Raw genomic sequence first — 24911 nt, forward strand, 5'->3', positions numbered from 1 at the left:
CGCGCCGGGACGGCGCCGCGCGCTCGCGGATGCGGCCCCACGGCTTGTACACCGACAGCAGCACCGCGATGAGCAGCAGGGTGGGCGCGACGAACACCGGAAAGAGCAGCCCGGTCGGCTCCGGAAGCGCCGTGCTCCCGGTCGCCAGCTCCCGGCCGTAGGCGGCCGCCTCGACGAGGCCGGGCCGCAGCGCGAACAGGATCAGCGCGGACATCAGCAGGTTGATCGCCAGCTTCACCGCGACCCACCAGTACCGGACCAGGCCGTACTTGCCGCCCAGCCCGAGCACGGCACCGCTGGCCAGGCCGGCCAGGCTGGCGGTGAACATCGGCCAGAGCGCGATGAGCACCAGCGCCTGCCAGGCCACGGCCGCGACCTGGGTGTCGTCGGTCAGCAGCGCGGTGAACACCAGGACGCCCAGCGCGGCGTCGAGACCGATCCACACGCTCACGGAGACGATGTGCGTCACCAGGACGGCCTTGCGCGTACGGGCGCCGAGCCGACGCGGCCGCGCGGATGCCGGTGCGGTGGTTGCCATGATGGGACTCCTTCGGACGGGACGCGGGTGGTTGAGGGAGGCCGGGCTCAGGACCGCCGGCGGTAGCCGGCCGCGGTGGCGCCCCGGATGGCGGAGGGCGGCTTCCCGGTCGTGTGCTCGGTCACGGCGCGCTCCTGAGGCCGCGGGTTTCGGGATGCCACCATCGTTGGCCTTCGACGGGCCCGTGCCATCCGTTCACGCGCTGATCCGTGCGTACGGCGCACTGCGTACCGGTGTCCCGCTGCGGCGCCCCGGCCAGGGGACACCACCGTTATCTGGTGCACATCTGCGCCGTCCCCGACGGGCGCCCTGCCGGAGGCCGGCTCCTGTGACCAGCGGGTCCCCGCCGGTTTCACCGGCGGAACGCGATCCCCTACGGTCTCGCTAAAGAACAAATTGGACGGAAGGGAGCCTTTCCGGCATAAGCTGGGTAAGGATACACCGCTGTGCGCTGGGAAGACATTGTTGTTCTCGATGTCGGACACGTAACTTTTGGGGCGAAATACGGAAACGAGGGGCAGCATGGGCCGCGCGGAGTACGACGATGACATCGTCGGTGTCGGCCGGGGCTCATCGGGCCGTGCGCCGGCTGACCGGTCGAACGCGGACCCAGGCGGCAGGGGCTTCGTGCTGGAGGCGGGGCGGTCCGGTCGGGATCGGGGCACCCTCACCCGCGCGTCGGCCGCGCCGGCGATGGTCATTGGTGACCGCTGCTACCGGCGGTGCCATGTCTTCGAACCGGAGCCGTTCATGGGTGGTCGGCGAGTCGGACACGGCAGGCTGCTCGGCGTACCGAAGCCCACCAGCGCGATGATCTCCCAGCGCGGCAGTCCGCCGGCCCCAGAGCGCCGGGGCTCCGTCCCGGGGACGGGAACCCGGGGCCACGCGCATTGCCCGCCGTATTCCGAGCGGGCGGAACACCACGTCGCCGGGGCCGGCGGGCCGCGGGCGGTCGGTGTTTCCGCGACTCCCTTCCCACCAACGGCGGCATTCGCGCATTGGTGACGACGCTACCGAGAGGGCCGCCGATTTCGTTCTCGGCAACCCCCCAATTTCCGCCATTCGCAGTTGACTTCCACCAGAACCGCACACTGGAGAGGTGAAACCGTGTCAACCAACGAAAAGCACGGTAAAGCAGCGGAACAGGAACCCCCGGACACGGCGGCCGCCGGATCGCACAAGGATATCCGGCTCAAGCCTGTCGTCTTCATCGGATCCTCCGTGCTGATCCTCGCGCTCTCGATCTGGGCGATCATCACCCCGACAGGAGCCGCGGACACAATCGGAATAGTAGTCGGGTGGATCTCCGAGGGATTCGGCTGGTACTACTTCCTCGCCGCCACCCTGTACCTGGTGTTCGTGGTGTACGTGGCCGTGTCCCGGTACGGAAGGATCAAACTCGGGCCGCAGTACTCCACACCGGACTACGGGTTGTTCGCATGGGCGGCCATGCTGTTCGCGGCGGGCATCGGCATCGACCTGATGTTCTTCTCCGTGGCCGGGCCGGTCAGCCACTACCTCGCGCCGCCCGCCGGCGACCCGCAGACCGTCGAGGCGGCCCGGCAGGGCGTGGTGTGGACGCTGTTCCACTACGGCATCACCGGGTGGGCGATGTACGCGCTGATGGGCATGGCGCTCGGCTACTTCTCCTTCCGCTACCGCCTTCCGCTGGCCATCCGCTCGGCGCTGTACCCGATCATCGGCAGACGCATCCACGGCCGGATCGGTGACACGGTCGACCTCGCGGCCATCCTCGGCACGATCTTCGGTATCTCCGTGTCGCTCGGAATCGGCGTGGTGCAGCTGAACTACGGGCTGAGCTTCCTCTTCGGCGTGCCCGAGGGGCTCGCCGCACAGATCGGCCTGATCGCCGTCGCCGTGCTCATGGCCACGGTGTCCGCCGTGGCGGGGGTGGACCGGGGCATCAGGCGGCTGTCCGAGCTCAACGTCGTGCTCGCCATCACCCTGATGCTCTACGTGCTGGTCGTCGAGAGCCCCATCCGGCTGCTCAACGCTCTCATCCTCAACGTCGGCGACTACGTCAGCCGCTTCCCGGCGATGACGCTGAACACCTTCGCCTACGACCCGCCGACCGACTGGCTCAACGCCTGGACGCTGTTCTTCTGGGCCTGGTGGATCGCGTGGGCGCCGTTCGTCGGTCTGTTCCTCGCCAGGATCTCGCGCGGCCGCTCCATCCGGCAGTTCGTCGCGGCGACGCTGATCATCCCGTTCCTATTCACGCTGACCTTCCTGTCGATCTTCGGCAACAGCGCGCTGAACACGGTGCGGCGCGGCAACACCGAGTTCGGCGAGGTCGCCATGAACACCCCGGAACAGGGCTTCTACGGATTGCTCGCCCAGTACCCCGGGGTCACGTTCAGCGCCGGGCTGGCGACCTTCGTCGGGCTGCTGCTCTACGTCACCTCCGCGGACTCCGGCGCGCTGGTGGTGGGCAACCTCAGTTCGCACCTGCCGACCCCGGTCACCGACTCCGCCGCGTGGCTGCGCATCTTCTGGGCGTCGGCGACCGGACTGCTCACCCTCGCCATGCTCATCGTCGGGGGCGTGGACGCGCTGACCAACGCGACCATCATCATGGGCCTGCCGTTCTCGTTCGTGATGTTCCTCATCATCTGGGGCCTGTACAAGGCGCTGCGGGTCGAACAGTTCCGGGAGGACGCGTCCAGAACCCCCCTGCCGCCGCCGTCGCCAGGGCAAGCCGCGGACGGTGATCGGGGCGTGGAGCGCAACTGGCGGCAGCGGCTCACGCGGGCGATGAGCTTCCCCGGCAAGCGGGCGGCCACCAGATTCGTCGACGAGGTGGGTCGCCCGGCGTTCCAGGAGGTCGCCGAGGAGCTGCGCGAGCAGGGTGCGGACGCATCGGTCATCGAAGGGAGAGACGAGGAGGTCAAAATCCCGTGCCTGGAGCTGCGGGTGCCGACAGGCCGGGAGGAGTCGTTCATCTACCGGGTGTGGCCGATCGAGACGCCCACACCGGCGTTCGCCACACGCTCGGTCACCGAGCACGACACCTACGTGCGCTTCGAGGTGTACCTGGCGGGAGGCCGCCAGGGCTACGACGTGATGGGCTACAGCAAGGAGCAGCTCATCAGCAACATTCTCGACCAGTACGAGCGGCACCTGGAGTTCCTGCGGTTGCACCAGGAGGCGGCGGACCGCTCGGCGCTGCCCGACCACAGGACCGGAACGCCCGAGGTGTACCCGGCCGACGGGGATCTCTGACGCCCGTAGCGGCCGTTGAGCCGCCGGAAGGTTGCTGAGGATCCGGAACGCGGCCCCCGAGCTCCGGCTCGGGGGCCGCGGTCGTGCGCGGGATGAACGGAACGGTGACACGGGCGGAGCCGCGGGGAGGCGTCCCGCATACCCGAAGGAGTAGAGGGCCTGCTCCCTCAGAACCGCATCTGCTCGATAAGCGCGATGGTCTCCGGTTCCATCTCCAGGTCCCGTTCGTCGAGTGCGGCGGTCAGCCGGTGGACCGTCCGCTGGACCGCCTCCGGATCGCGGTTCCGGTACTCGATACGCAGCAGGTCCCGGTAGAGGAGTTCGTTGGCGGGGTCGGTCTCCAGGATCCTGACGAGTGCGTCGCGTCCCCGTTCGAGGTCACCCGAGATCATATAGCGGACGGCCAGAGTATGCGCGGCATCGGCGAGAGCCGCGATGATCGTCGGCTTCAGCGGCTCGGCCCAGAGGTAGCGGTCGGGCGGCGTGCCGGCGAAAGGCTCGCCCCGGACCAGGTCGAGCGCCTGGTGCAGCGCGGCGTTCCCGGCGGGCGTGTCGTTGCCGATCCCGTACAGAGCCAGCGCCTGGAAGTCGATCCAGTCGCAGCCCACGGTGTCGGCCAGTGCGTAACCTCTCCCGTTCAGCGTCGGGAAGAACGGGTCCCCCTTCGCGTCGCGGCCGAACCAGGACCTGAGCCGGCTCAGGCTCGTCGAACGTGTGGAGGCCGACCACGGTCCGCGGGGCCCGCCCAGGACCCGGGAGATCTGATCCGGCGTCTGGCCGGGTTTGAGTGCGAGCAGGCACGCCAGCTCGATGAGCGAACGGCGCTTGCCCGGCTCCAGAGTCGCGGGGTCCACACAGGTGATGTCGACAGGCCCGAGCACGCGGACGCAGGGGTACCCGGGCGCCGCGCGCGGGACGGGCGGCCGGAGTGCCGTATGGTCCCCCTGCGCCGTTTCGGCTCCGCCCAGCCCGGAAGCGGTGATCACCGGGCCGGGCGGTTCGGCGGGCACCGCAGCCCAGTCATGGTCGGGCCGGCTGCCGGATTGGGCGCTGACCAGCAGGTGCGTCGTCTTGGCGCGCTGCTCGGCGGACAGCCGCTGCAGGGTGATGGAACGACCGAGATCGGGCAGTGTGACATCCGCGCCGGGGGTGCAGTCCAGCGTCCACTCGGTGGGGAAACACTGCTCGGAGGTGGCCGCGGTGATGACCGCGAGTGGCAGGTGGGGAGCGCTCACGATCGCGTCCCGCAGGCGCAGCATGTTCTCCGAGGAGATCGGTTGCGCGCTGAGAACGATGTGCGGGACGCACTCTTCGACCCGTTCGGGGGAGGCGCGCAGCTCCCGCGCGATCTGTTCGGTCTCGTCGAGACAGGAGGCGAACGTCGTCGTATGGCGGATCCGGAGCGTGCGCGTTGCGGCGGGCAGCTCCGCGCCGAATCCGACGACGGTCACCTCGCAGTGGTCGGACCACCGCGAGGTTCCGAGCTCTAACGCCAGCGCCCATAGGACCTCTTCGACCTGTTCGGGGTCGCCGGTGAGGTTGACAGCGCCGGTGTGGACGGTGTCGATGAGGACGTGGGCGCCGGTGGCGTCACTGCCCAGGGTGACCAGGCCCGGGTAGGGCGCGGGTACCGCCCGGGCCTCGTGCGGCGGGAGGAGGGCCTCGTGCTCGCGGTCGAGGGCCCATGAGTAGAGGCCCACGTGCTGGAACGGGCCGACCGCTCCGTTGCCTTCAGCATCCGCGAGCAGCAGTTCGCAGCCGCGGGCCGTGAGGCGCGCTCCGGCGAGTACCGGAAGATCCCGCCCGGTCTCCGCCGCGCAGGCGGCGAGAGAGCGGAGAGCTTGGTCGAGCAGTTCGACGCTGGCCGGATCTGCGTTGTGGCGCATGGCTTCCTCTGTCTCGATGAGAGTGTTCTCGCCGGTGCAGGCAATCCGATGCCCCGGTTTGCGGCGGCGGAGCTGGACGCGGCGCCGGAAACCGAGCAGGGCCGTGCACTCGGCCGCGAGCAGGCCGCTGTAGCCGGCCGCGTCCGGGGCCACGGCGGTGTCCTCCTCGGAAGTCGGCGCGGGCTCGGGTCCGGTCGCCTGCGCGGTCCCGGCGGCCTCCGGGTCCGCCGTTGCGCCGTTGGGCTCCGGGGTCGCCGTGCCGTTTCCGGCCGGCGGTGCGGATCCGCTGACCGCGGAGTCCGGCTCCGGCGGCTCAGGGGCGCTTGCGGGCGGTTCCTCTCCCGCGGGACCGCCGCCCTGCTTCTGCCGGGTGCGGTCTCCCGCTTCGTCGGCGATCGGCTCCTCCTCGCCGCCGTCGCCGGTGATGGTGAGCTGCCGGCCGGGCGCAGCAGGCCTGAAGTCCGTGATCTGCAGGTCGTCAGGCCGCTGTTGTCCGTTACCGGCCGCGAAGGCCAGCAGGCAGCCGTCGGCGTCACCGGTGTGCTCCCAGGCGATGCGCGGCGCGGGAATGCCCGAACCGGCTTGGGTCCCGGTACCGGATTCGTTCTCACTCGACACAGTGGGGCCTCCAATGGAGTCCGGTAGAGGTGGCTTCCGGCCCGGTTCCAGGGGCTCTCCGCCCTCCGGGCGTGCGGCGTCCGGCGTCTCGCGGCCGTTGTGCCGTTCCTGAGCGGTGTCGGGGCGAATGCCGCGGGACCGCGGTCACCGGCGCGGTCCCCAGGGGCGGCATGGACGGCCGAAACCGGTGCGGCGGACCGCGCCGGCGCCCGGGAGGATCCGCCGCTGCCGACGAGATCGGAGTTCCACCATGGTGCTCCCTGACATCTGCTCCCAACCAAACCTTCACCACCGTGAGTCAAAAATCGTAACTCTCCGAATATGAAATCGGAAGGAAGTTGTAGCCGGGTTTTGTGTCCCCGGTCGCTGTTCACCGCGGAAAACATTGGTGGGAATTCTGGTATTCGCGCTGTTCGCCCGATTGGGGAGTTTGGTCGTTTCCGCCGAATATGTTCTGCGCGCAAATGCTGTACATCGGACGGTCTGCTCACTAGAGTCTGCTGTCCGAAAAAGAACCAAACACCGTGGAGGAAACAGACAGTCATGGCGAAATCCGTCGGTAACCCGGACCTGGATAATCGGACAGAGGAGGAGCAGGCTCCATCGGCAACCCAACACGCCCAGGGCGGGATCAGCGCGGAGCGAAGCGGCCCCTCCGGCCGCCGGTCCGGATTGGCCCAGATTTGGGAGGCGGGTCACGCGGCCGACCCGGTATCGGTGACACGCCGCCCTGCCGAAAATCAGGAAAAGGGAGAAAAGGAGAACAAGGAGGAATCCGCGCAACCGGAGGAGGCCGCATTCGCCGCGTCGGAGGACGAGGAGGAGCCGGAACCCGACGAGGCGGACCTCATACAGGAGTTCGGGGCGCCTCCCGACGATCCGGAACCGTTGGCGAACCGGCCGGAACTCAGCGCCGACGCGCTGATCCCGCCTCGGCGCAGACGGCGCCCGGCCGGGTGGCGGAGGGCCGTGCGCACAGCGACGCTCGGCCTGGTCCGTCCGGGAGACTCCCGTGCGGAGGTACGCCGGCGGGAACTCGCCGCGCAGGCCCGGACCCAGGTCCGCGCCGGCCACTACCGGGTGGCGGTACTCAGTCTCAAGGGCGGGGTGGGCAAGACCACCACGACCGCCGTGCTCGGGTCGACGCTGGCCTCCGTACGCGGTGACCGGGTGATCGCGGTGGATGCCAACCCCGACCGCGGAACACTCTCGGAGAAAATCGGTCACGAGCCCGGCGCCACCCTCCGCGACCTGCTCAACGCGAAGGCGACGGTTCAGCGGTACGCGGACCTGCGCGCCTACACCAGCCAGGCAGAAAGCCGACTAGAGGTGCTGGCCTCCGACCGCGACCCGGCGGCCTCCGAAGCTTTCAGCGAACAGGAGTACCGCGAAGTCGCACGCATACTGGAGACCCATTTCTCGATCTGCCTGACCGACTGCGGAACCGGGCTGCTGCACTCGGCGATGCGCGGAATACTGGGGTTGGCCGACCAGGTGGTCCTGGTGAGTTCGATCTCGGTCGATGGCGCGAAAAGCGCCAGCGCCACGCTGGACTGGCTGGAGGCGCACGGGCACACCGGTCTCGCCCGCAATGCGGTCGTGGTCCTGTCCCGCACCGGAACGAAGAACCGGATCGACCTGGACCGCCTGAACGAGCACTTCATCGAGCGCTGCCGCGAGGTCGTGCAGGTGCCCTGGGACCCCCACCTGGGGGACGGCGCCGACGTGGAACTCGATCGGCTCCGTCCGCACACCCGCGACGCCTATCTCGAACTCGCCGCCGCGGTGGCGGAAGGGTTCGCGCTGCCGGACCGGGCCGCGGCGGGCACCCCGGGAGCGGAGGGCCGCCACACACCCCACCCGCAGTGAGCGGCCCGGGGCTCTGACCCCTCTGCCGTCCTGGCCGCCGAACGATCGGAACAGCAGGAAGGGGAAGCCCTCTCGCACCCCTTGGACAGAGCGAACCCGGGCTCCGGTGCCCGGGGTCGAAGCCGTGCCGTGGACCGGGATACTGGAGGCAGCCCGGTCGGGGAGCACGGCACTCGCGGAACCGCACCGGGACGGCCTGCAGAGACGTCGAAAGGGTGCGTCCGTGAGCGGCGACCGCGAGAACCTGACCTACGAGCTCTTCGGCACGGCCGTGCGCGAGCTGGCGCGGGCCGTCGCCGACGACGGCTACGAGCCGGACATGATCCTCTCGATCGCGCGCGGAGGGCTCTTCGTGGCCGGAGGGCTGGGGTACGCGCTGGACGTGAAGAACCTGCACGTGGTGAACGTCGAGTTCTACACGGGGGTGGGCAGAACCCTGGAGATGCCGGTGATGCTTCCCCCGGTCCCCAACACCGTGGACCTGAGCCGGAAGAGGGTGCTGGTCGCCGACGACGTCGCGGACACCGGAAGGACGCTGAAGCTGGTGTACGACTTCTGCCAGGAGCATGTGGCGGAGGCGCGCAGCGCGGTGGTCTACGAGAAACCCGGGTCCCTGGTGAAGTGCGACTATGTGTGGCGGCGCACGGACCGGTGGATCAACTTCCCGTGGTCGGTGCTGCCCCCCGTGGTCCAGCGGGAGGGGCAGGACGCCTGACGCTTCGCCCGGCAGGGCTGCGGCGACCGCGGAAGGGGCCGGCACCCGGCTGGGAGCGGCGCCCGATAGCCGCGACCAAGCCCGCAAATGACCCGGATCCCCGCGAGGAAAGGGGCCTCCGGTGTCTCCTCAGGCCGTCGAACGGGCCCGTTCAACGGCGACCAGCTCGCGGGTCGCGGGAGCGACCTCGGAGGCGAAGCGTTCGATCGGCGCCTCGTCGTCGGCCGCGAGGATGAAAGCGGTGATGCCGTAGTCGAGCGTGAACCCGGCGAGTTCCTCGGCCCACTGCCGCGGAGCCCCGTTGAGCAGCGAGCCCCCCGATCGTGTGAACCGGCCCGAGATGTTCAGCAGCCGGCGCACGTCCGCCGGGGACCGTCCCGCGGAAATCGCGGCCTCGTCGATGGCGGCGTTCATCTCCACGAGATCGTGTGGCCCGCCCGGCAGGTACCCGAGCGTGGGCAGCCAGCCGTCGGCCGCGCGTCCGGTCAGTCCCAGCATCCTCGGCCTGTAGGCGCCGACCCAGATCCCGATGTCGTGTGCGGGTGCGGGGCCGCGTTTCGCGCCGCCGACGCGGTGGTAACCGCCGTCGACCCATACCCCTCCGCGCTCGTCGACCGCCCAGATCCCGCGGATGATCCGGATCGCCTCGTCGAGCGCGGCGACCCTCTGCCCCGGCGCCAGTCGCCGTCCGCCCATGGCCTCGATGGCGTCCCAGAAACCGCCCGCCCCGATCCCCAACTCGAACCGGCCGCCGCTGAGCAGGTCCAGGCTGGCCGCACTGCGGGCCAGTACGGCCGGCTGCCGCAGGGGCAGGTTGAGCACGTTCCCGCTGACGCGGATCCGTTCCGTGCGGGAGGCGGCGTAGCACAGCAGGGTCCAGGTGTCGTGGAACCTCGGCTGGTAGGGGTGGTCCTGGAAGGTCGCCAGGTCCAGACCGGCGCGGTCGGCTGCGGCCGCGAGGTCGACCGCGTGCGTGACCGGCTGGACCGCGGGCGTGATGAACGCCCCGAACAGCAGATCGTGTCCGTAGTCGGTCATCGTCTGCCCTACCTTTCTGATCTGGGCCTGAACTGGTCATTCGTAAGATCGGTGGACCCGGGGGCTCTGGGCATGGCCTCCTGTCCTTGCGAGTTCGGGTGGTGCGGAGTCCGAGGAATCCGGTCGGCCGGGTATCGAGTACGGAGCACCAGGCGGTTCGTGCGTGCTTACCACCGGAGATTCCCGTGTCGACCCTTTTCGACTCCGCTTCGCCGACGGACCGAAGGAGGCCGGAACGGGCCGAACCGCTTCACTGCGGGGCGGCGCCGCTACGGGCTACAGGTGCAGGACCAGGCCGTCGTGGGCCGTCTCGAACACGCTCTCGTCCGCGTGGTCGAGCATGTCGGTGGACATGTGGGTGAGCACGACGCGTTCGCAGCCCAGTTGGTGGCGGTGCTCGGCAAGAGCCGCGTGGGTGAGGTGGTGGGGGACGGGCTTGTCCCGGTAGTAGGCCTCCGCGATCAGCAGGTGGGCTCCGGCGGCCGCGTCGAGGATGGCATCGGTCCAGGCCGTGTCGCCGGTGTAGGCGATCCGGGTTCCGCCGATGTCCAGACGCAGCGCCAGTGGTGGTGCGCCGCTGGGTGGGCGACCTCCCACGCGTCGACCTCGATGTCGCCGACGCGGGCGGTGCGGCCGGGCTGGAGTTCGACGATCTGCACCGCGAACCGGCGGTGCGCCGTGCTGGAGCCGGGGAACATCGCCTCCATCGCCTCGGTCAACCGCTGGGCGGTCCCCTGGGGACCGGCCACCCGCAACGGCCGGGAGCGCTTGGCGAACTGGCCGTCGAGGACGAGGAACGGTAAGCCGCCGAAGTGGTCACCGTGCAGATGGGAGACGAACACGGTGCCGATGTCGCCGGGGTCGAGCCCCTGGCGTTTCAGCGCCGCCAGGGAGGTGGCGCCGCAGTCGAGCAGGACCGCTTCTCCACGCGGCGGACGGATGTGGATGTATGCCTGGAAACGCCCGCCGCTGCCGAACGCGTCACCGGAGCCCGCGAACGTCACCGCCGCCCGGCCCGCTGCGCTCATCGCTGTCCCTCCCCGCTCTCAACGGCCGTGGGTCGGTTCCGGAGCCGAGACGGAGCCCGCCATTCGTTTCCTCCACATCATGCCCAGGTACCGGCGGTTCACCGCGGAAGCCGCGGCCGCGAGGTCGGATGGGCGCCGGTGCCGCCATCGCCTTTGCCTGTTCTCGACGCGTACTCCACCGGGCAGGGGCAGGCGGTGAGCCGACTGGTCTGGCCAGCAGCACACTGGTATACACACCCTATGAGGTGCCGATAACAGTGGAGCGGCCCCTTGCGAACCGGACAGCGGGCCATTCCGCTCATCCTTGTGCGTCACTGGGCGCGCCGGCAGCCCGCCGGGGAGGGCCGGGAGTCCTGGACCACTACCGCGGCGGCACGACCAGGGTGATCGTCCGTACTTGCGCGCGATGGTAGCCGCCGTGGCGCACGGAAGCGGGTGGGGAACGGCACGGTCGGGTTCGGGTCTGCCACCTCGCTTCCGAGGGCGATATCAGGGGGCGAACGGGGGTGAGGCGCTCGGATGTGGATTCCGGTGTCGCCAAGGCCGGGGAAACCGCGTCGACACGAATCCCTGGCGGCAGGTCCCAGTCCACGTTCGGCATCGCTGCCCGTGCACGGCGAGGAACACAGGAGGCCAACGATGCCAGCCAGACCTGCGGGCCCCGCTGGCCGGTCGTAGTCGGGGTGGAGGGCTCCGAAGCGGACGCGACGACCCTGGCCTGGGCGGTCGGCGAAGCGGTACGCAGAGGGGCACCGCTGCATTTGGTACACGCTCAGGAATTCCCTCCGTGGTTCGCCCGGGACCGCAAGCTCAGGGAGAGCGCGAAGGAAGAGGCCGGCGCACGTGCGGAGGAACTGCTCGAGCGGACCAGGGCGCTCGTTCACGCTCGGGAAGCCGCAGTGCTCACCGAAAGCCATTTCGGCTGGGGGGCGGCGGCCGCGGTGCTGTCGAACGCCGCACGCGAGGCATCGCTGGTGGTCGTGGGCGCCTCCCGGCGCGAGGATGAGCACCACCTCACTCTTCGCCCCGTCGCGAGGCAGGTGGCGGCGCACGCACCCTGCTCCGTCATCGTGGCGCACGATCCCGGGGAGCGAACCGCGGACGGTAGCGTCGTTGTCGGGGTCGACGGTTCCCGCATCTCCGAGGAGGCTGTCGGATTCGCCTTCGAGGAGGCCGCCTACCGTGGTACGGGCGTGGTCGCGGTGATGGCCTGGGAACCCGAGATTTCCGCCTGGCCGATGTTGCCGGATGACGTCGGTTCCCAGCGCGAACTCGCGGTGGCTGCGCTCGCCGAGTCGGTGGCCGGGTGGCGGGATCGCTACCCGGACGTGGCCCTGGAACAACGGGTCGTCCAGGGCCACCCGGTGCGCACGCTCCTCGAAGTGGCACCAGAGGCAGCACTCCTGGTCGTGGGCTCGCGCGGGCACGGGTGGTTTCCGGGAACGCTGCTCGGCTCGGTGAGCAGCGCGCTCATCCGCCGTTCACCCGTCACGCTCGCCATCGTCCGCGCCCCTGGGGCTTAGGAGGGGGAAACAGCGGAGTTCGAGACAATGGCGCAGACGCGTCTACATTGCTACCCGTGGATTCTTCTCGCCCTCTGTATCTCGTTGTCTCCGGCGCCCCGACGCCTGAGGAGGTGCCCGAGCTCGTCACGTTGCTCCGCACCCGGGGTTGGAACGTCACGGTGGTTTCGACCCCGATGGGCACCCGGTTCCACGACACCGAGCAGCTCGCGGCGGCCGCCGGCGAACCGGTGCGGGTGGACTTCCGTATGCCGGGCACGGGTCGGCGACTCCAGCCGCCCGATTGCGTGCTGGCGTGCCCGCTCACGTTCGCCAGCGTGAACAAGTTCGCTCAGGGAATCGCCGACACCATGGCGGTTGCGCTGCTGTGCGAGATGGTCGGCTACGGGGTTCCCACGGTCGTCGTCCCCAAAGCCAACCCGCAGCTCTTCGCGCACCCGGCGTCCCAGCAGAGTTTGGAGACCCTGCGCTCGATTCCCCCGGTCACGGTGCTCCACGAACCCGACCCCCTTCATGAGGGGCGCATCCCGACATGGCGGGAGACAGCCGAGGCGGTCGAGTCCGCGGCGGGACGCCGCTGACCGGACTCGTGGAAGTGCCGGCATCCGCCGGCGCGGCACACGAGAAGGCTCCGCTCTACTCGCGCGGGGCGGCGGCTGACCGTTGTCGGCGTGGCGAGCATCCGGCTGTGCGTCGGTCTTCGAGGGAGCGCCCGGCCGGCCGCTCCACCCCTGGTGAGCGGTGGTGCCTGGCCCGTCGAGCACTCCGGCGGCAACGGAGATGAACGCGCCGCCGCGGGCCGGACACGCAGCCACCTCCGAGGCTTGCTGCGCGGATGCGGTCGGCGGATGGCGAGAACCCGTCGGACTTTGTCGTTGGCCCCTCTGGGGAGCCCGGGCGATGCTGCCTAGCGTTGGGCGCGAAAGATCAGCGAAGCCCAGAAGGAGCGCAGCGTGCTCGCGCGATCCGTCCCGATCGGCGGCCCCGGCGCGCTGGGACCGAGTTCCTTTCGCTCACGAACGGCACGGCACCGTCCGGTCCCAGCGCGGCCGTGTCCGTGCCGTCCGAACCCGCCCCGACCTTCCGCCACCGCAGATCAGGAGCCCGGTCCCCTCCGATGACCAAGTTCTTCCTCGCCGCCCATGTTCTGGCCGCCATCATCGCGGTCGGGCCTGTCACCGTCGCGGCCAGCATGTTCCCCGCCGCGATCCGCCGCGCCCAGGCCGCCGGCCCGGCGGACACCGCATCGACGGCCCCGGTCCGCGTGCTGCACCGGATCTGCCGCGTCTACGCGGCCGTCGGCCTCGCCGTCCCCGTCTTCGGCTTCGCCACCGCCAGCAGCATGGGCATCCTCACCGACACCTGGCTCATCGTCTCGGTCCTACTCACCGGGATCGCCGCCTGCGTCCTCGCTTTCTCCATCCTGCCCGGCCAGGACACCCTCCTGGCCCAACTCGGTCACCAGGACCCGCCCGTCCGGCGCAGCAGCACAGTCCGCCTGGCCATGTTCACCGGCCTCTTCAACGTCCTCTGGGCGGTCATCACCATCCTCATGATCGTCCGCCCCGGGTCCACCACAGGAGCCTGATCATGCCCCGAGCCCGCCGGCCTCTGCGCATCGCCGCGACCGTCGAGTTCGCCTCCCTCCTGGTCCTCCTCATCAATCTCGCCACCGTGCACCTCCCCGAGGTCTCCTCACTCGCCGGCCCCGTCCACGGCTGCGCCTATCTGGTCTCCGCCATCGCCGCCGCCCGTGACCCGCGGGGCACCATCGGGGTGACGGCCATGGCTCTCGTCCCGGGCATCGGCGGTATGCTGGCGCTCCGCCGGCTGGCGCGGTGACCCCGCAGGAAAGGGCGAGCGCCCTCCGTGCCGAAGCCGGAGGCCGCGGAACCATCGCTGCGACCCGCCGCGGAGGGCGCATCCGGCTCCAGGCATTCGCCCGGTACCGCGGTCCCATCACGGGGACGAGAACAGTACCGTCGATGGGATGAGGACTGGTGGGGGACGCCGGGCGGTGGCCGGCGCGGTCCTGCTGGATTTCGCGATCAGTCCACTGTTCATCTGGGACACCTTCAGCACGGCGCTGGCCGAGGCCGTAGGGGTCTCGCCGGCTACGGCCAGTGTCGGTTACGCCGCGGGCCTGGCCGGTTTCACCTGCGGCGTGCTGGCCGGTGGGCGCGCGGCGGACCGGATCGCGCCGCGGCGGCTCGCCGTCGTCGTGGGGGTGGGGACCGGCCTCGGGCTCGGCTTGACCGCGGTGGCCACCACGCTGCCGCTGCTGGTGCTGGGTTTCGGAATCCTGGTCGGCGGCGCCAGCGGTCTGGGCTATGCCACAGCGGTGCGTGTCGCCGGAACCGCCGTGCGCCGCCGCGGCGGAGCGGTGGCCATCGTCGTCGCCTCCTACGCGGCGGGGGCGGTCCTCCTCGCCCCGCTCGCCTCGGCGATGCTCACCGCCTGGGGCGCGACCCGGATGCTGCTGACCCTGGCCGTCGGGCTGGGGCTGCTCGTGTTCGCCGCGGCGGCCCTGCTGCCCGGTGCCGGGCTCCCTGAGCGCCACTCCGCTGCCAGGCAGGCACACATCGGGCGGGACGAACTCGCCCCGGTCCCCGCGCTGTGGATGATGTTCGCCCTGGGAAGCCTCCCCGCCCTGGTCGCCTTCGGCCATGCCGCCGCATTCGCCGGCCATCCTGGCTGGGGAGTGGCGGCGGTGTCCCTGCTCAACGCGGGCAACTTCGCCGGCCGGATACTCGCCGGCCCGGCGGTGGACCGCCTCGGGCAGCGGCCGGCGCTGCACGCCAGTGCCGCCGCGGCGATCGCGGCCTGCCTGGCGCTGGCGGCCTTCCAGCACCCCGCGGCGACGCTGCCGTCCTTGCTGGTGCTGGGTATGCAGTACGGAGCCCTGTCGGTACTGACCCCGCTCGCCACGGTCGCGGCGGTGTCACCGCAACGGTTCGGCACGGCCTACGGGATCGTGTTCAGCGGTTGGGGGCTCGTCGGTCTCACCGCTCCGGTCGCCGCGGCATGGCTGGCCTCCCAGTACAGCTATTCCCTGGTGGCGGCCCTCCTGGCGGGCGTGGCACTGCTCTCCTGGATCGCGGGTACACGCGCCACCCGGGTCACCGGACGCTGACCCCTTTCCCCTCTCCGCTGTGGCCGCCCGATGCGCCGCGGCGGGTCGAGCCTCCATGTCCCGAACATGGGCGGAAAGGACAAGTAGCCCGATTTTTCGGACATGGCGACCCCGGGCGCTCGTGCCGGCGGGTCGGGGGCGCCATAGTCGGAACCATGAATGATACCCACCCCGGGTATTCTGCCCGTAATCGGGACGGATACCGGCAGACCACGATTCGCCGCCTCGCCACCGCGATCACCGGCCGCTGGCCGACTTACCTGGGGATCGCCCTCGCCGTCCTCTCCATCGGGGACGGCACGCCCTTCGCCTCGATGATCGTGGCCGTCGCCGCACTGACCTACCTGACGGTGGCGGTCATCGACCGGCCCGGCGCCGTCTGGCTCGTCCTGGTCGTTCTGCTCGCCGGCGCGAAGGCCGTCGAGTTCTTCGACCTCAGCTACTGGGTCCTCTTCGGACCGGTCGCCCTCGTCGCCACCGTGGTCGGGCTGATAGGCGGACAACTGCGCCGACCCGGTCTGTTCCGGCTCCAGATACCGCAGATGCTGGTCGCGGGCGTGGTGGTGGTCATCGCCGAGTTCGCCGGCCTGGAGTACGCCGGCTATCTGGTGGCTGCGGCCCTGCTCGGCCACGCGATCTGGGACGTCGCCCACTGGCGCGCCGACCAGGTCGTCACCCGTTCTCTGGCCGAGTTCTGCGCCGTCATCGACTCCCTGCTCGGCCTGGGCCTCATCCTTCTCCTGGTGATGTGATCCGCCGCGCCGCCCGTCCGGAGAGTTGCCCCGCGCCCAGGCACCGGGCCGGGCCGGGCGCCAAGCTCCACACAATTCCCTTGACAGTGCAGGCGTATGAGATGTACTTACGGCGTCGCGAATGTCGTCGCGTGGTTGGCGGAAGGCGAGTGGCGTGCTCCAGCTCGATGGTCTGATCAAGCGGGCGCGCGCCCTGGCCGAGCCCGGGCGGCGGCGCATCCTCGGGATCACCGGTGCTCCCGGCTCCGGCAAGGGGACGGTGGCCACGGCGCTGCTCCGCGAGCTGGGGTCCTCAGCCGTGCTGGTCCCGATGGACGGGTTCCACCTCGCGGAGGAGGAGCTGCTCCGACTCGGTCTTCGCGACCGCAAAGGCGCCCCGGAGACCTTCGACGCCGCCGGATACGTCGCGTTGCTGCGGCGGTTGCGCGAACCGGGAGCCGACACCGTGTACGCGCCGAGGTTCCACCGCGAGGTCGAGGAGTCCTACGCCGGGGCGATCGCGGTCGGACCCGACGTGCCGCTCGTCATCACCGAGGGTAACTACCTACTGCTCGACACCGGCCCGTGGAGAGAGGTGCGCGGGCTGCTCGACGAAGCGTGGTTCCTGGCACCGGAGGAGGACGCTCGTCTTTCCCGGCTGATCGCGCGGCACGTGCGTTACGGAAAAACCCGGCAGGAAGCCGGGGAATGGGTTCTCCGCAGCGACGAGCGCAACGCGGCGCTTGTCTCGCCCACCCGCGCCCGCGCGGATCTCGTCGTTTTCGGTGACCCGGAATAGCTGTAGTAGTCGCGCCGCAGGACGGGCCGGTGCCGGCAGGGAGTGCGCGCACCGCGATCCCGCACAACACGGGGCGCTGTTCACCGGAAGGGCTGCTGTACCGCCCGGATGGTGCCGTCGGGGCGCTGGCGGCGACCGGTCCGTCCGGCCCCGCCGGCGTCTAGCGCGCATCCCGGCGGATCACCACCTTCCTCCCTTTTATGGTGCTGTTCCGCAGGGCCCCGATCACTTCGTCGGCCGCGGCTTCGGGGACCTCCACCAGGGAGAATCGATCGGCGATCTCGATCGCTCCGATATCGCGCCCAGTGAGGCGCGACTCGCCGGCTATCGCGCCGACCAGGTCCTGCGGTCGGATCTTGGCACTGCGCCCGGCGGCCACGAAAAGGCGCACCATTCCGCCCGTCGACGCGCGGCCGCGCCGCTCCTCGCGTCCGGATGTGTCACGGCGGCCCTGCTTCTTCTCCCGCACGGGTTTGACCGCGACTTCCGGAATCTCCTCGTCGTCGACCGCGGGCCCCCAGGTGTCGTGCGCGAGTTTCACCGCGGCGAGGGCCACCTCCATGACGTCGAACTCATCGGTGAGCGTTTCGACCACGACGCGGAAGTGCTCCAGGTCGTCGTCCAGGAGGCTTTCGCGCAGTGCGGCGCGCGTCAACTCCATCCGCTGGGCCCGCATGTCGGCGACGGTCGGTACCTTCTCGACCGAGATCCTGCCTTCGATCGCCCGTTCTATGCTCTTGAGCATCCGGTGCTCCCGCGGCTCCACCAGGGTGATGGCCACGCCCTCGCGGCCTGCTCGGCCGACCCGGCCGATCCGGTGCACGTAGGAGTCGGACGCGGAGGGCACGGTGTAGTTGATCACATGGGTGAGCTGTTCGATGTCGAGTCCGCGCGCCGCCACGTCGGTGGCGACGAGGAGGTCCGCCCTTCCGCTCCTCAGCCGTTCCATGACACGGTCGCGCTGCTCCTGACCCATCCCGCCGTGCAGCGCCTCGGCGCGGTAGCCGCGTCCGTTCAGGGTCTCGGTGAGGTGGTCGACCTCCTCGCGTGTGCGGCAGAAGACGAGCGCGGCGGTCGGGGACTCGGTGTCCAGCAGGCGTCCGAGCGCCGCGGGCTTGTGGGCCCGCGGGACCACATAGGCGTTCTGCCGCACCAGCGGAGCCTCGCCCTGGGTCTTCGTCGCGCGCGCGATCTGGATCCGGGCCGGGTCGCGCAGGTAGCGGCGGACCATCCCGTCCATGCGCGGGGGCATCGTCGCCGAGAAGAGCACTTTCTGGCAGTCCTCGGGGGTGTCCTTGAGGATCGCTCGATGTCCTCGGCGAACCCCATGTCGAGCATCTCGTCCGCCTCGTCCAGGACGGTCATCGTGAGTCCGTCCAGCGAGAGCGTCCCGCGGCTCATGTGGTCGAGCGCGCGCCCGGGGGTCGCGACCACGACGTCGGTCCCGCGTTCCAGCCCTCGCAGTTGCCTGCCGATGGGCTGACCGCCGTAGATCGGGAGCACCCGTGCCCCCAGGTCGCGGCCGTAGCGGTGGACCGCTTCCGAAACCTGGACGGCCAACTCCCGCGTTGGCACGAGGATCAGCGCCATCGGTTTCGCGCCCGCGCCGTCCTGAGACAACCGCTGAAGCACCGGAAGCGCGAACGCGGCCGTCTTGCCCGTCCCCGTCGCGGCCTGCCCGAGCAGATCACGTCCCTCCAGCAGCGGCGGAATCGCTTCGAGCTGGATCGGCGTGGGCTCCTCATAGCCGAGGTCGGAGAGCGCACCCAGAAGCTCCGGCCGCAGTGGCAGGTCGGCGAAGCCGATCGTGCCGTCGGTGGTGTTCCGTGTCATGGTCGGTCCCTCATACCCGTTGGCGGTTCGCCCCACCGGCGAACCGCGCTCGTTCCTGCGATTATCCGGCCTCTCGCTTTTGTCGGCGCCCACGCGGTGTGTGACTTGGGGAGCCGGGGCCGGGCCGGGGCCGAGCCGAGGAGTCACTGTACGGCACAGCGGACCGGGCGCCGTGTTCCGGAAGTGCGCAGCGGGCGGACTCGGCCGGTAGCGGCGCTGTGCCGATCCTACCTAGCATTCGCGAGAGTGCCCCGGCCTTCAGGCCGGGGTGAATCGTCCCACCAGCCTCCCGGAACCGGCCCGGGTCGCTGTTGTTCCTGGATGTAGCGCTTGACCACGGCCAGCGGAGCACCACCGCACGATCCCGCGAAGTACGACCCTGACCAGAACCGCCCGTGCATGATGTTGCGGTTCACCTGGTAAGTGGAGTTGCTTCGGTTTAGTAGATGCCTGTGAGCTTGGGTTTTACGCGGCTTCAGGCAGTACTGCGGCCCCTTGCCGGGTCTTCTCGGTGTGACGACGTTCATACTCGGCGGGGCTGAGCTGGCCGTTCGCCGAATGCCTCCGCCAGGGGTTATAGAACCCCTCTATGTAGGAGAACACCTCCTGCTCGGCCTCAGCGCGGGTGGCGAATCGGGCACAGGCGTCCGGCAGAAAGCCGGATTGAACCGGTCGATCAGCGGAGAAGCGTGGGGACGCACGAGCACCCTGCTGGAATACAAGCTGTTCGACCGGGGCGGCCACCTCATCAAGGTGCCCGCCCTCAACACCTCGCGCCGTTGCTCGGTATGCGGATTCATCACCCCGGGCAACCGGGAGTCCCAAGACCGGTTCGTGTGCAAGGCACCCGGATGCGGACATGCCGAGAACGCAGACACCAATGCCGCGCGCAACATCGCACATGCGGCAAAGCAGGAAGCGCCCCAGGACATTGTGGGTGCCAGGATGTGGAGCCCTCGGGGGTACCCGGGCGATGAAGCGTCAACCACCAGCAGCGGACGCGTTCCGTTGGCTGGATTCTCCCGCCTTTGGGCAGGAGAGGATGTCAAGTTCCTCACGTACACGGGTGAGACCCCCGGTGGGTGGGTCAATGACGCGGCAAGAGCCGGGAAATGGGGGGAGTGGCACGGTCGGAGGCGTGGCGGGCGCGGCGGCGGTTCCGTTCTGGGCGGTTCGCCGCGCTTGTGGAATCCTATGTTGGTGCGTACCACTATTCCCACCACTATCACCGCCTTGTTCCAGAGGAGGGGAGGGGTGGGTCAGGCATGTGCCGCGCGTCGCCGTCCTGCTGATCGCTCTGGGGGCCACCAGTCTGGGTACTGGCGCGGTACACGCTGATCGGCGCGGTCGCGGCCACCGTCCTGATCGGGGCCTTCCTCGTTGTCAGCAACGTGCGGACCAGGATCCCGCTGCCCGGGCCGGCCGTGGTCATCGGCGAGCTGCTGCTGTTCGGTGTCGCCGTGCTCGCCTCGTGGGCCGCCTGGTCCGGTTCGGCGGCGGTCGGTGTGGTGGTGCTGGCCATCGTCGCGACGCTCGTGCAGATCAGCTCCTGGAGGTGGCTGCTCTTCCGCGAGCAGGACGGGCCGCGGCGCGTGCGACTGAAGAAGACAGCGGTGGTCGCCACGGCGGGCCTGGTCGTCGCCGGGGTGGTGTTCCCGTTGTACTGGGGCCCGGACGCGGACGCGGCGCTGTGCGACGTCCCCGAGGTGACCGCGGGTGCGAGCGCCGAGTGGCCGGATGGGGAACCGGTGGAGGCCGCCGCCTCCGCCGATGACAACGGTGAGGCCGATGACGGCGAACGCCTCCTGGCCGGGGCGGCGCGGTTCCCGGGCAACGAGGCCGTCGGTGCGGCACGCTGGTACATCCCTCAGCGGGGCGGACCCATGTCGGGCGACGCGTCGTCGATGGCCGTGATCCACGCGGACGGGATCGGTGTCTACGACACGGCCGACGGTCGGGTGAAATGGACGCTGGATGCCGGTTTCGAGGCGTTCGGAAACCTCCTCGGCGATAACGCGGACCAGGTCTCCGGGGAACGTGTCAACACCGTGGGACAGCCTGATCGTGGAGTTGCGGGAAGACGGGAGCGGGAAGGGCGAACCTCGCAGGGTGGTGCTGGCCCTGGACCTTGAGACGGGCGGACAGCGGTGGTGCGCCCCGGGTGTGACCGGCGTCCAGGCCGACCCGGAGTTCCCCGACCGGATCGCCGGGTACGCCGACGGCAGCTGGCTCCTCCTCGACACCGCCAGCGGGGAACGGGTGGCCACCATCGACGTTGACCGCACCCGGCTGGCGAACGTACAGACGGAGGATCTCCAGGACGGGAGAGGAAGCGTCCACGGCGCGCTCGGCGGCGGGCGGCTCGCGCTGTGGAGGGGAACGGCGCTGGCGGTCTACGGCGCGGACGACGGCAGCCTGCTCCACCAGGAGAAGCTCCCGCGGCCGCCCAAGCCTGAGGAGGAGGTGGAGCGGGAGGAGCGGAAGAAGAAGGAATCGGCGGAGGCGGCGGCGAACGGCGGCACCGGCCACGGCGGGAACGGGAGCCACGGCTACGAAAGCGCATGCAGCACATACGAATGCGGGGGCGGGCACGCGATCACCGACGTCGTCATCGACGAAGCGGCCACCGTTACCGCGGTCGCCCCCCTCAGAAGGCCCGACGGCTCCAAGGAACCGCGCTGGTCCACGCTCACCGGTTACGGGCCGGACGGCGGAGTCCTGTGGCGGCGGGGGCCGACGGCCCCTGACGGCGTGCCGGACACCGGAGCTGGTGGCGGTCGACGGCTCCGCGGAGGGCGGAGTACGACCCGTGGACGGAGTCTTCGCCGCCCGCAGCGATGGCACTGACACGGGACTCCGGGTCGAGGACGGAGAAACGGCCTGGGAGGCCGAGGAACGGATCCGCTGGAACGATGATTCGCACCAGAGCCACCGCGGTTTCCTCTACGGCGTGGCCGGAGGTGAGTTCGTCGCGATCGACGCCGAGGACGGGACACCCACGCCGATCGAGCTCCCCGGCATCTCCGATGACGACTCCCAGGGCCGGAACTCCGATCCGGTGCTGCTGAACCACGCGGTCCTGCCCGATGCGGTCGCCGTCTCCCAGCCCGGGTACGGGTACAACGGTTCCCAGGCGGTGACCGTCGTCTTCGGCGTCCTCTGAGCCGCCCGGCCGGGCGGTCCCGGCGGGGACGCCATGGGCGGAGCGGATTCCGGCGCCGGTGCGGAGGGGACACCGGAACGCCTCAGCCGCCGGCGCTGCGATCCTCGGGCGCCTCCTCCGCGGCGGTGGCCAGGTCCGCCAAGAGGTCGGCGGCGATCTGTTCCTCCGGAACCGCCACCGCGTGCTCGCGCAGTGCCGGGGCGAGTGAGGGGGCCCACGGCGCGTCGGTGATCCGGCCGGGACCGCGCCCTTCTGGCCGCACCGCGTCGAGGTAGTCGGAGCGGCCCATGCGCCACGGTCGGGCGTCCGTCTTGGCGCAGACGTAGGCGGCGATGCGGATGCCGTCACCGTCGAAATCGCCGTGGTAGCGCAGCTCGGCGCCTGAGTCGCGCAACCGTCGCAGCAGCAGGATCGCGGCGCCGCTGGGCCACCCCGAGGTGCACACCAGAGGCGGGCAGGCCGCGCCGAAGCGCGCGAGCGCCATCGCGAGAACGGACGGGTTCTCCACCACCCACACCGTGCGGGCGCCGGTGTGCAGACCCCCCGAGTGCTGGAGTTGGGCAAGCGTCACCGGACACGCCTGCCCTGCCGCGGCCCAGACGCGCAGCGTCTCGGCCAGTGGGCCGCGGCCGTTCAAGCGAAGCCCGGCGACCAGGACCGTTGTCGACAGCGCATCGCAGGCGACACCGGAGCGCTCCCACAGCGCACGCCGTTCCTCGGCGTCGGCGGGCTCCGGCTCGTCGTGCAGGGCGGCGAGCGCGCGGAGCACCAGGTTCGACAGCCGAGTGCCGTCGTCCAGGGCGTGCTCCTGGCCGCAGGCGGCCTGGGCCAGAGCAGGGAGGGGGACGCCGTCGGCGGGGAGTGCCTCCAGTACAGCCAGTGCGCGTACGAGCAGCTCCCGGGTCCGGGCGACCGAACCGTCGACGACCCCGCTTCGGCTCACCTTCGCCACCCACTCCTCCAGAGCGGGCTCGGCCCGGACCACGGGGTGCTCCGCCAACCAGGACCACAGTTCGTCGCGCGCCCGGCGCGCGGCGAGCCGTTCGGCGGCGCGGTCCGCGAGCGGACCGGTAACGGCCTCCACAGCGGCACGGGCATCGAGGCCGGCCACCTGCCCGAAAAGTTCGTCCAGCGCGCTGACCCGCACCCGGGCGAACTCGCCGGGGAGCCGCCGCCACCCGAGAAGGTCGGCGAGCACAGCCTGTTCGGCGTCGTTCAACGGGCCGACCCGCACGGTGCTGACCGGGCGCCCCTGCTCAAAGCGGTCGCGTAGCGCCCGCCACAACGGAGCCAACTCCGGGCGGTCCAGACGCGTCAGAGCCGGCTCCGCCCGGGACGGCCGCGGCGCGGCTTGGTGGTCATCCGGCGGCATCGTCGCCGTCCCCTGCGGAGGTGCCACCGCCCGTCCCGTCGGCCGCGGCGAACGCCCGTCCGTCCCAGGTGAACCGCACCGTTGTTACGGCATCATCGTCGGAACCCGTCAGCAGCTGGTGGATGGCGATGCCGTCCAGCTCCGCGTAGGTGCACCACTCATGGTCGGAGGTCAGCACCAGGTCCAGGTCGAACGCCGCCAGCAGTTCGAGCAGCTGGCCGCGGTTGACCGCGTCCACCCCGACGAATACCTCGTCCAGCAGGATCAGTCGCGGTGCGTGCGGAGCCGACCGGTAGTGGGCGGCCGCCGCGGCGAACAGCGGGAGGTGCAGCACGATCGCCTTCTCGCCGCCCGACAGCGCTCCGTGCACCCGTTTGGTCACCGGGCGCCAGCCCTGGCCGTCGTCGCGGTCCAGGTTGACGACGAACCGGTGCCACTTGGTGTAGTCGAGCACCTCAAGCAGCTGATGCTCCCAGCCGGCGGCGGTGTCAGCCTCCCGCGCCTCGTCGATGCGCTCGCGGAAGAACCGGTGCAGGGCGTCGCGCTCCTTCTCGCCGAGTCCAGCGGGGTCCCGGAGCAGCAGGTCCCGCGCCTCGCGGGTGCCCGGAGGCAGTCTCGGGTCCATCCGCCACTGCAGGTGGACGCGCACCCGGGAGGCCGTGCGCACCTGCTCCAGGCGCCGGTTCATCGTGTCGACGAGCTCCTGGGCCTGCCGGATGCGCGCGGCCAGTTGGCGGCGGGTGTCGCCGGTCAGCGTGCGGTCGAAGAGGTCCCGTTCGGCGTCGGTGAGGTGGGTGCGGGCCTGGTCCCGCTCGGAACGGACCTGATCGGCGAACTCCGCGATCCCCATGCGCCGCCCGTCGACGCTCGCGGTCAGCACGCGGATGTCCTCGTCGGCGTCGAACGACAGGTCCGCGCGGCCGGCCAGCGCCTCCTCGGTATCACGCAGCTGGTCCGACACCCGCGCCTCGGCGGCCCGCAGGTCCTTGGCCTCGTGCCGCACCGAGGGGAGCGACGACGCGACACCGCGGGCCGTCTCCAGCGCGGCCGTGGTGGTCTCCGGAACGGCGGTGCCGGTGTCCAGGCGGGCGTCGGCGGGCAGCCAGCCGCCCCACAGGTGCCGGAACCGCGCGGCAGCCGCGTCGCGGTCGAGGACCGCCTGGTCGCGCTGCTCGGTGGCGGTGTGTCTCTGGGCCTCCAGCGTGCCGAGCCGGACCCGGAGCTCCCGGTCGGTGGAGAGGAGCCCGGAGCGCTCGCGTTCGATCTCCTTTACCCGGCCGCGCAGCCGGGTGATCTCCGCTACCAGCTCGCGGTATTCGACACCGACCGATCCTTCGATCGCGCCGACCCGCTCGGCGAGCCGGGCGGCGGCCGCCTCGTCCGCCGCGGCGGTCCGGTCGGCCTGTCGGGCATCGGAGTGGG

22 protein-coding genes and 2 pseudogenes are annotated in these 24911 nt (G+C 70.5%); 14 read left to right on the top strand and 10 right to left on the bottom strand.

The features are described 5' to 3' along the window. Window positions 1-538: hypothetical protein (locus tag VS93_RS22470; protein ID WP_046471875.1), on the bottom strand; the 538-nt coding region annotated here is incomplete at its 3' end. Between the two features lie 1107 nt (window positions 539-1645). On the opposite strand from VS93_RS22470, the gene betT reads away from it, so the two are divergent. Next, window positions 1646-3781 (top strand): choline BCCT transporter BetT, encoded by a 2136-nt coding sequence (betT, locus tag VS93_RS22475; protein WP_046471876.1) that lies wholly within the window; start codon window positions 1646-1648, stop codon window positions 3779-3781. A 167-nt stretch (window positions 3782-3948) separates the two neighbouring features. Here betT and VS93_RS22480 read toward each other — a convergent pair whose 3' ends face one another. Next, complete coding sequence (locus VS93_RS22480; protein WP_052745927.1) at window positions 3949-6285, bottom strand: bacterial transcriptional activator domain-containing protein; 2337 nt, start codon at window positions 6283-6285, stop codon at window positions 3949-3951. Between the two features lie 717 nt (window positions 6286-7002). Between VS93_RS22480 and VS93_RS32035 the strand changes: the two genes are divergently transcribed. Both VS93_RS32035 and VS93_RS22490 read left to right on the top strand, forming a co-directional pair. Continuing rightward, the gene (locus VS93_RS32035) at window positions 7003-8154 is read left to right on the top strand and encodes a MinD/ParA family ATP-binding protein (RefSeq protein ID WP_394298843.1); all 1152 of its coding nucleotides are present in this window, start codon (window positions 7003-7005) and stop codon (window positions 8152-8154) included. A gap of 223 nt (window positions 8155-8377) precedes the next feature. After that, a complete protein-coding gene (locus VS93_RS22490) occupies window positions 8378-8869 on the top strand; it encodes a phosphoribosyltransferase (protein WP_046471892.1) in 492 nt (163 codons plus the stop codon). A gap of 129 nt (window positions 8870-8998) precedes the next feature. Here VS93_RS22490 and VS93_RS22495 read toward each other — a convergent pair whose 3' ends face one another. Continuing rightward, complete coding sequence (locus tag VS93_RS22495) at window positions 8999-9907, bottom strand: LLM class flavin-dependent oxidoreductase (protein ID WP_046471877.1); 909 nt, start codon at window positions 9905-9907, stop codon at window positions 8999-9001. A 276-nt stretch (window positions 9908-10183) separates the two neighbouring features. Further along, a pseudogene (locus VS93_RS22500) lies at window positions 10184-10935 on the bottom strand (MBL fold metallo-hydrolase). 506 nt (window positions 10936-11441) lie between these two features. Between VS93_RS22500 and VS93_RS22505 the strand changes: the two are divergent. From VS93_RS22505 to VS93_RS22535, 7 genes are all read left to right on the top strand, one after another. Further along, entirely contained in the window at window positions 11442-12458 is a 1017-nt protein-coding gene (locus tag VS93_RS22505; protein ID WP_082127114.1) for a universal stress protein, read from the top strand. Window positions 12459-12514: 56 nt separating this feature from the next. Next, window positions 12515-13039, top strand: coding sequence for a flavoprotein (locus tag VS93_RS22510; RefSeq protein WP_046471879.1), 525 nt, complete (start codon window positions 12515-12517; stop codon window positions 13037-13039). A 536-nt stretch (window positions 13040-13575) separates the two neighbouring features. Then, window positions 13576-14046 (top strand): membrane protein, encoded by a 471-nt coding sequence (locus VS93_RS22515; protein WP_046471880.1) that lies wholly within the window; start codon window positions 13576-13578, stop codon window positions 14044-14046. Between the two features lie 2 nt (window positions 14047-14048). Further along, window positions 14049-14300 carry a hypothetical protein gene (locus tag VS93_RS22520; RefSeq protein WP_046471881.1) on the top strand — a complete coding sequence of 84 codons (252 nt, stop codon included), beginning with the start codon at window positions 14049-14051 and terminating at the stop codon, window positions 14298-14300. 175 nt (window positions 14301-14475) lie between these two features. Continuing rightward, on the top strand, window positions 14476-15591 hold the full coding sequence (locus tag VS93_RS22525; protein WP_046471882.1) for an MFS transporter: 1116 nt from the start codon (window positions 14476-14478) through the stop codon (window positions 15589-15591). Between the two features lie 155 nt (window positions 15592-15746). Next, window positions 15747-16343 (top strand): hypothetical protein, encoded by a 597-nt coding sequence (locus VS93_RS22530; RefSeq protein WP_052745928.1) that lies wholly within the window; start codon window positions 15747-15749, stop codon window positions 16341-16343. 154 nt (window positions 16344-16497) lie between these two features. Next, window positions 16498-17121 (top strand): nucleoside/nucleotide kinase family protein, encoded by a 624-nt coding sequence (locus VS93_RS22535; RefSeq protein WP_046471883.1) that lies wholly within the window; start codon window positions 16498-16500, stop codon window positions 17119-17121. Window positions 17122-17281: 160 nt separating this feature from the next. Here VS93_RS22535 and VS93_RS32045 read toward each other — a convergent pair whose 3' ends face one another. From VS93_RS32045 to VS93_RS33550, 4 genes and pseudogenes are all read right to left on the bottom strand, one after another. Then, window positions 17282-18217 (bottom strand): C-terminal helicase domain-containing protein, encoded by a 936-nt coding sequence (locus VS93_RS32045; protein WP_236700677.1) that lies wholly within the window; start codon window positions 18215-18217, stop codon window positions 17282-17284. Next, the gene (locus VS93_RS32050) at window positions 18136-18954 is read right to left on the bottom strand and encodes a DEAD/DEAH box helicase (protein WP_236700673.1); all 819 of its coding nucleotides are present in this window, start codon (window positions 18952-18954) and stop codon (window positions 18136-18138) included. The genes VS93_RS32045 and VS93_RS32050 overlap by 82 nt, the downstream gene beginning before the upstream one ends. 308 nt (window positions 18955-19262) lie before the next feature. Beyond that, window positions 19263-19481, bottom strand: a pseudogene (locus VS93_RS32645) (transposase); the annotation flags it as partial. Beyond that, the gene (locus VS93_RS33550) at window positions 19420-19815 is read right to left on the bottom strand and encodes an IS3 family transposase (protein ID WP_394298844.1); all 396 of its coding nucleotides are present in this window, start codon (window positions 19813-19815) and stop codon (window positions 19420-19422) included. The pseudogene VS93_RS32645 and the gene VS93_RS33550, both read right to left, overlap by 62 nt. Between VS93_RS33550 and VS93_RS32055 the strand changes: the two genes are divergently transcribed. From VS93_RS32055 to VS93_RS22560, 4 genes are read left to right on the top strand one after another with little or no spacing between them, the layout of a single operon-like run. Then, the gene (locus VS93_RS32055; RefSeq protein ID WP_394298845.1) at window positions 19702-20292 is read left to right on the top strand and encodes a zinc ribbon domain-containing protein; all 591 of its coding nucleotides are present in this window, start codon (window positions 19702-19704) and stop codon (window positions 20290-20292) included. The two genes, VS93_RS33550 and VS93_RS32055, sit on opposite strands and share 114 nt — an antisense overlap. 53 nt (window positions 20293-20345) lie before the next feature. After that, entirely contained in the window at window positions 20346-21086 is a 741-nt protein-coding gene (locus tag VS93_RS22550; protein WP_156184974.1) for a YrdB family protein, read from the top strand. Next, on the top strand, window positions 21067-21801 hold the full coding sequence (locus VS93_RS22555) for a hypothetical protein (protein ID WP_162231702.1): 735 nt from the start codon (window positions 21067-21069) through the stop codon (window positions 21799-21801). The genes VS93_RS22550 and VS93_RS22555 overlap by 20 nt, the downstream gene beginning before the upstream one ends. Continuing rightward, window positions 21764-22117 carry a hypothetical protein gene (locus VS93_RS22560; protein ID WP_046471887.1) on the top strand — a complete coding sequence of 118 codons (354 nt, stop codon included), beginning with the start codon at window positions 21764-21766 and terminating at the stop codon, window positions 22115-22117. Before VS93_RS22555 ends, VS93_RS22560 begins: the two co-directional genes overlap by 38 nt. A gap of 82 nt (window positions 22118-22199) precedes the next feature. Here VS93_RS22560 and VS93_RS22565 read toward each other — a convergent pair whose 3' ends face one another. Beyond that, window positions 22200-23489 (bottom strand): TIGR02679 family protein, encoded by a 1290-nt coding sequence (locus tag VS93_RS22565; protein WP_046471888.1) that lies wholly within the window; start codon window positions 23487-23489, stop codon window positions 22200-22202. Then, the coding region (locus VS93_RS22570) for an SbcC/MukB-like Walker B domain-containing protein (RefSeq protein WP_046471889.1) at window positions 23476-24911 on the bottom strand (1436 nt) is incomplete at its 5' end. The genes VS93_RS22565 and VS93_RS22570, both read right to left, overlap by 14 nt.

This window comes from Allosalinactinospora lopnorensis (genome assembly GCF_000981225.1).
GTDB classification, from domain to species: Bacteria; Actinomycetota; Actinomycetes; order Streptosporangiales; family Streptosporangiaceae; genus Allosalinactinospora; species Allosalinactinospora lopnorensis.

Bases quoted from the DNA above. Each gene is read 5' to 3' on its own strand.
- VS93_RS22495 (WP_046471877.1), bottom strand. From the start codon at position 9,907: ATGACCGACTACGGACACGATCTGCTGTTCGGGGCGTTCATCACGCCC.
- VS93_RS22515 (WP_046471880.1), top strand. From the start codon at position 13,576: ATGACCAAGTTCTTCCTCGCCGCCCATGTTCTGGCCGCCATCATCGCG.
- VS93_RS22520 (WP_046471881.1), top strand. From the start codon at position 14,049: ATGCCCCGAGCCCGCCGGCCTCTGCGCATCGCCGCGACCGTCGAGTTC.
- VS93_RS22530 (WP_052745928.1), top strand. From the start codon at position 15,747: ATGAATGATACCCACCCCGGGTATTCTGCCCGTAATCGGGACGGATAC.
- VS93_RS32050 (WP_236700673.1), bottom strand. From the start codon at position 18,954: ATGACACGGAACACCACCGACGGCACGATCGGCTTCGCCGACCTGCCA.
- VS93_RS33550 (WP_394298844.1), bottom strand. From the start codon at position 19,815: ATGTCCGCATCCGGGTGCCTTGCACACGAACCGGTCTTGGGACTCCCG.
- VS93_RS22565 (WP_046471888.1), bottom strand. From the start codon at position 23,489: ATGCCGCCGGATGACCACCAAGCCGCGCCGCGGCCGTCCCGGGCGGAG.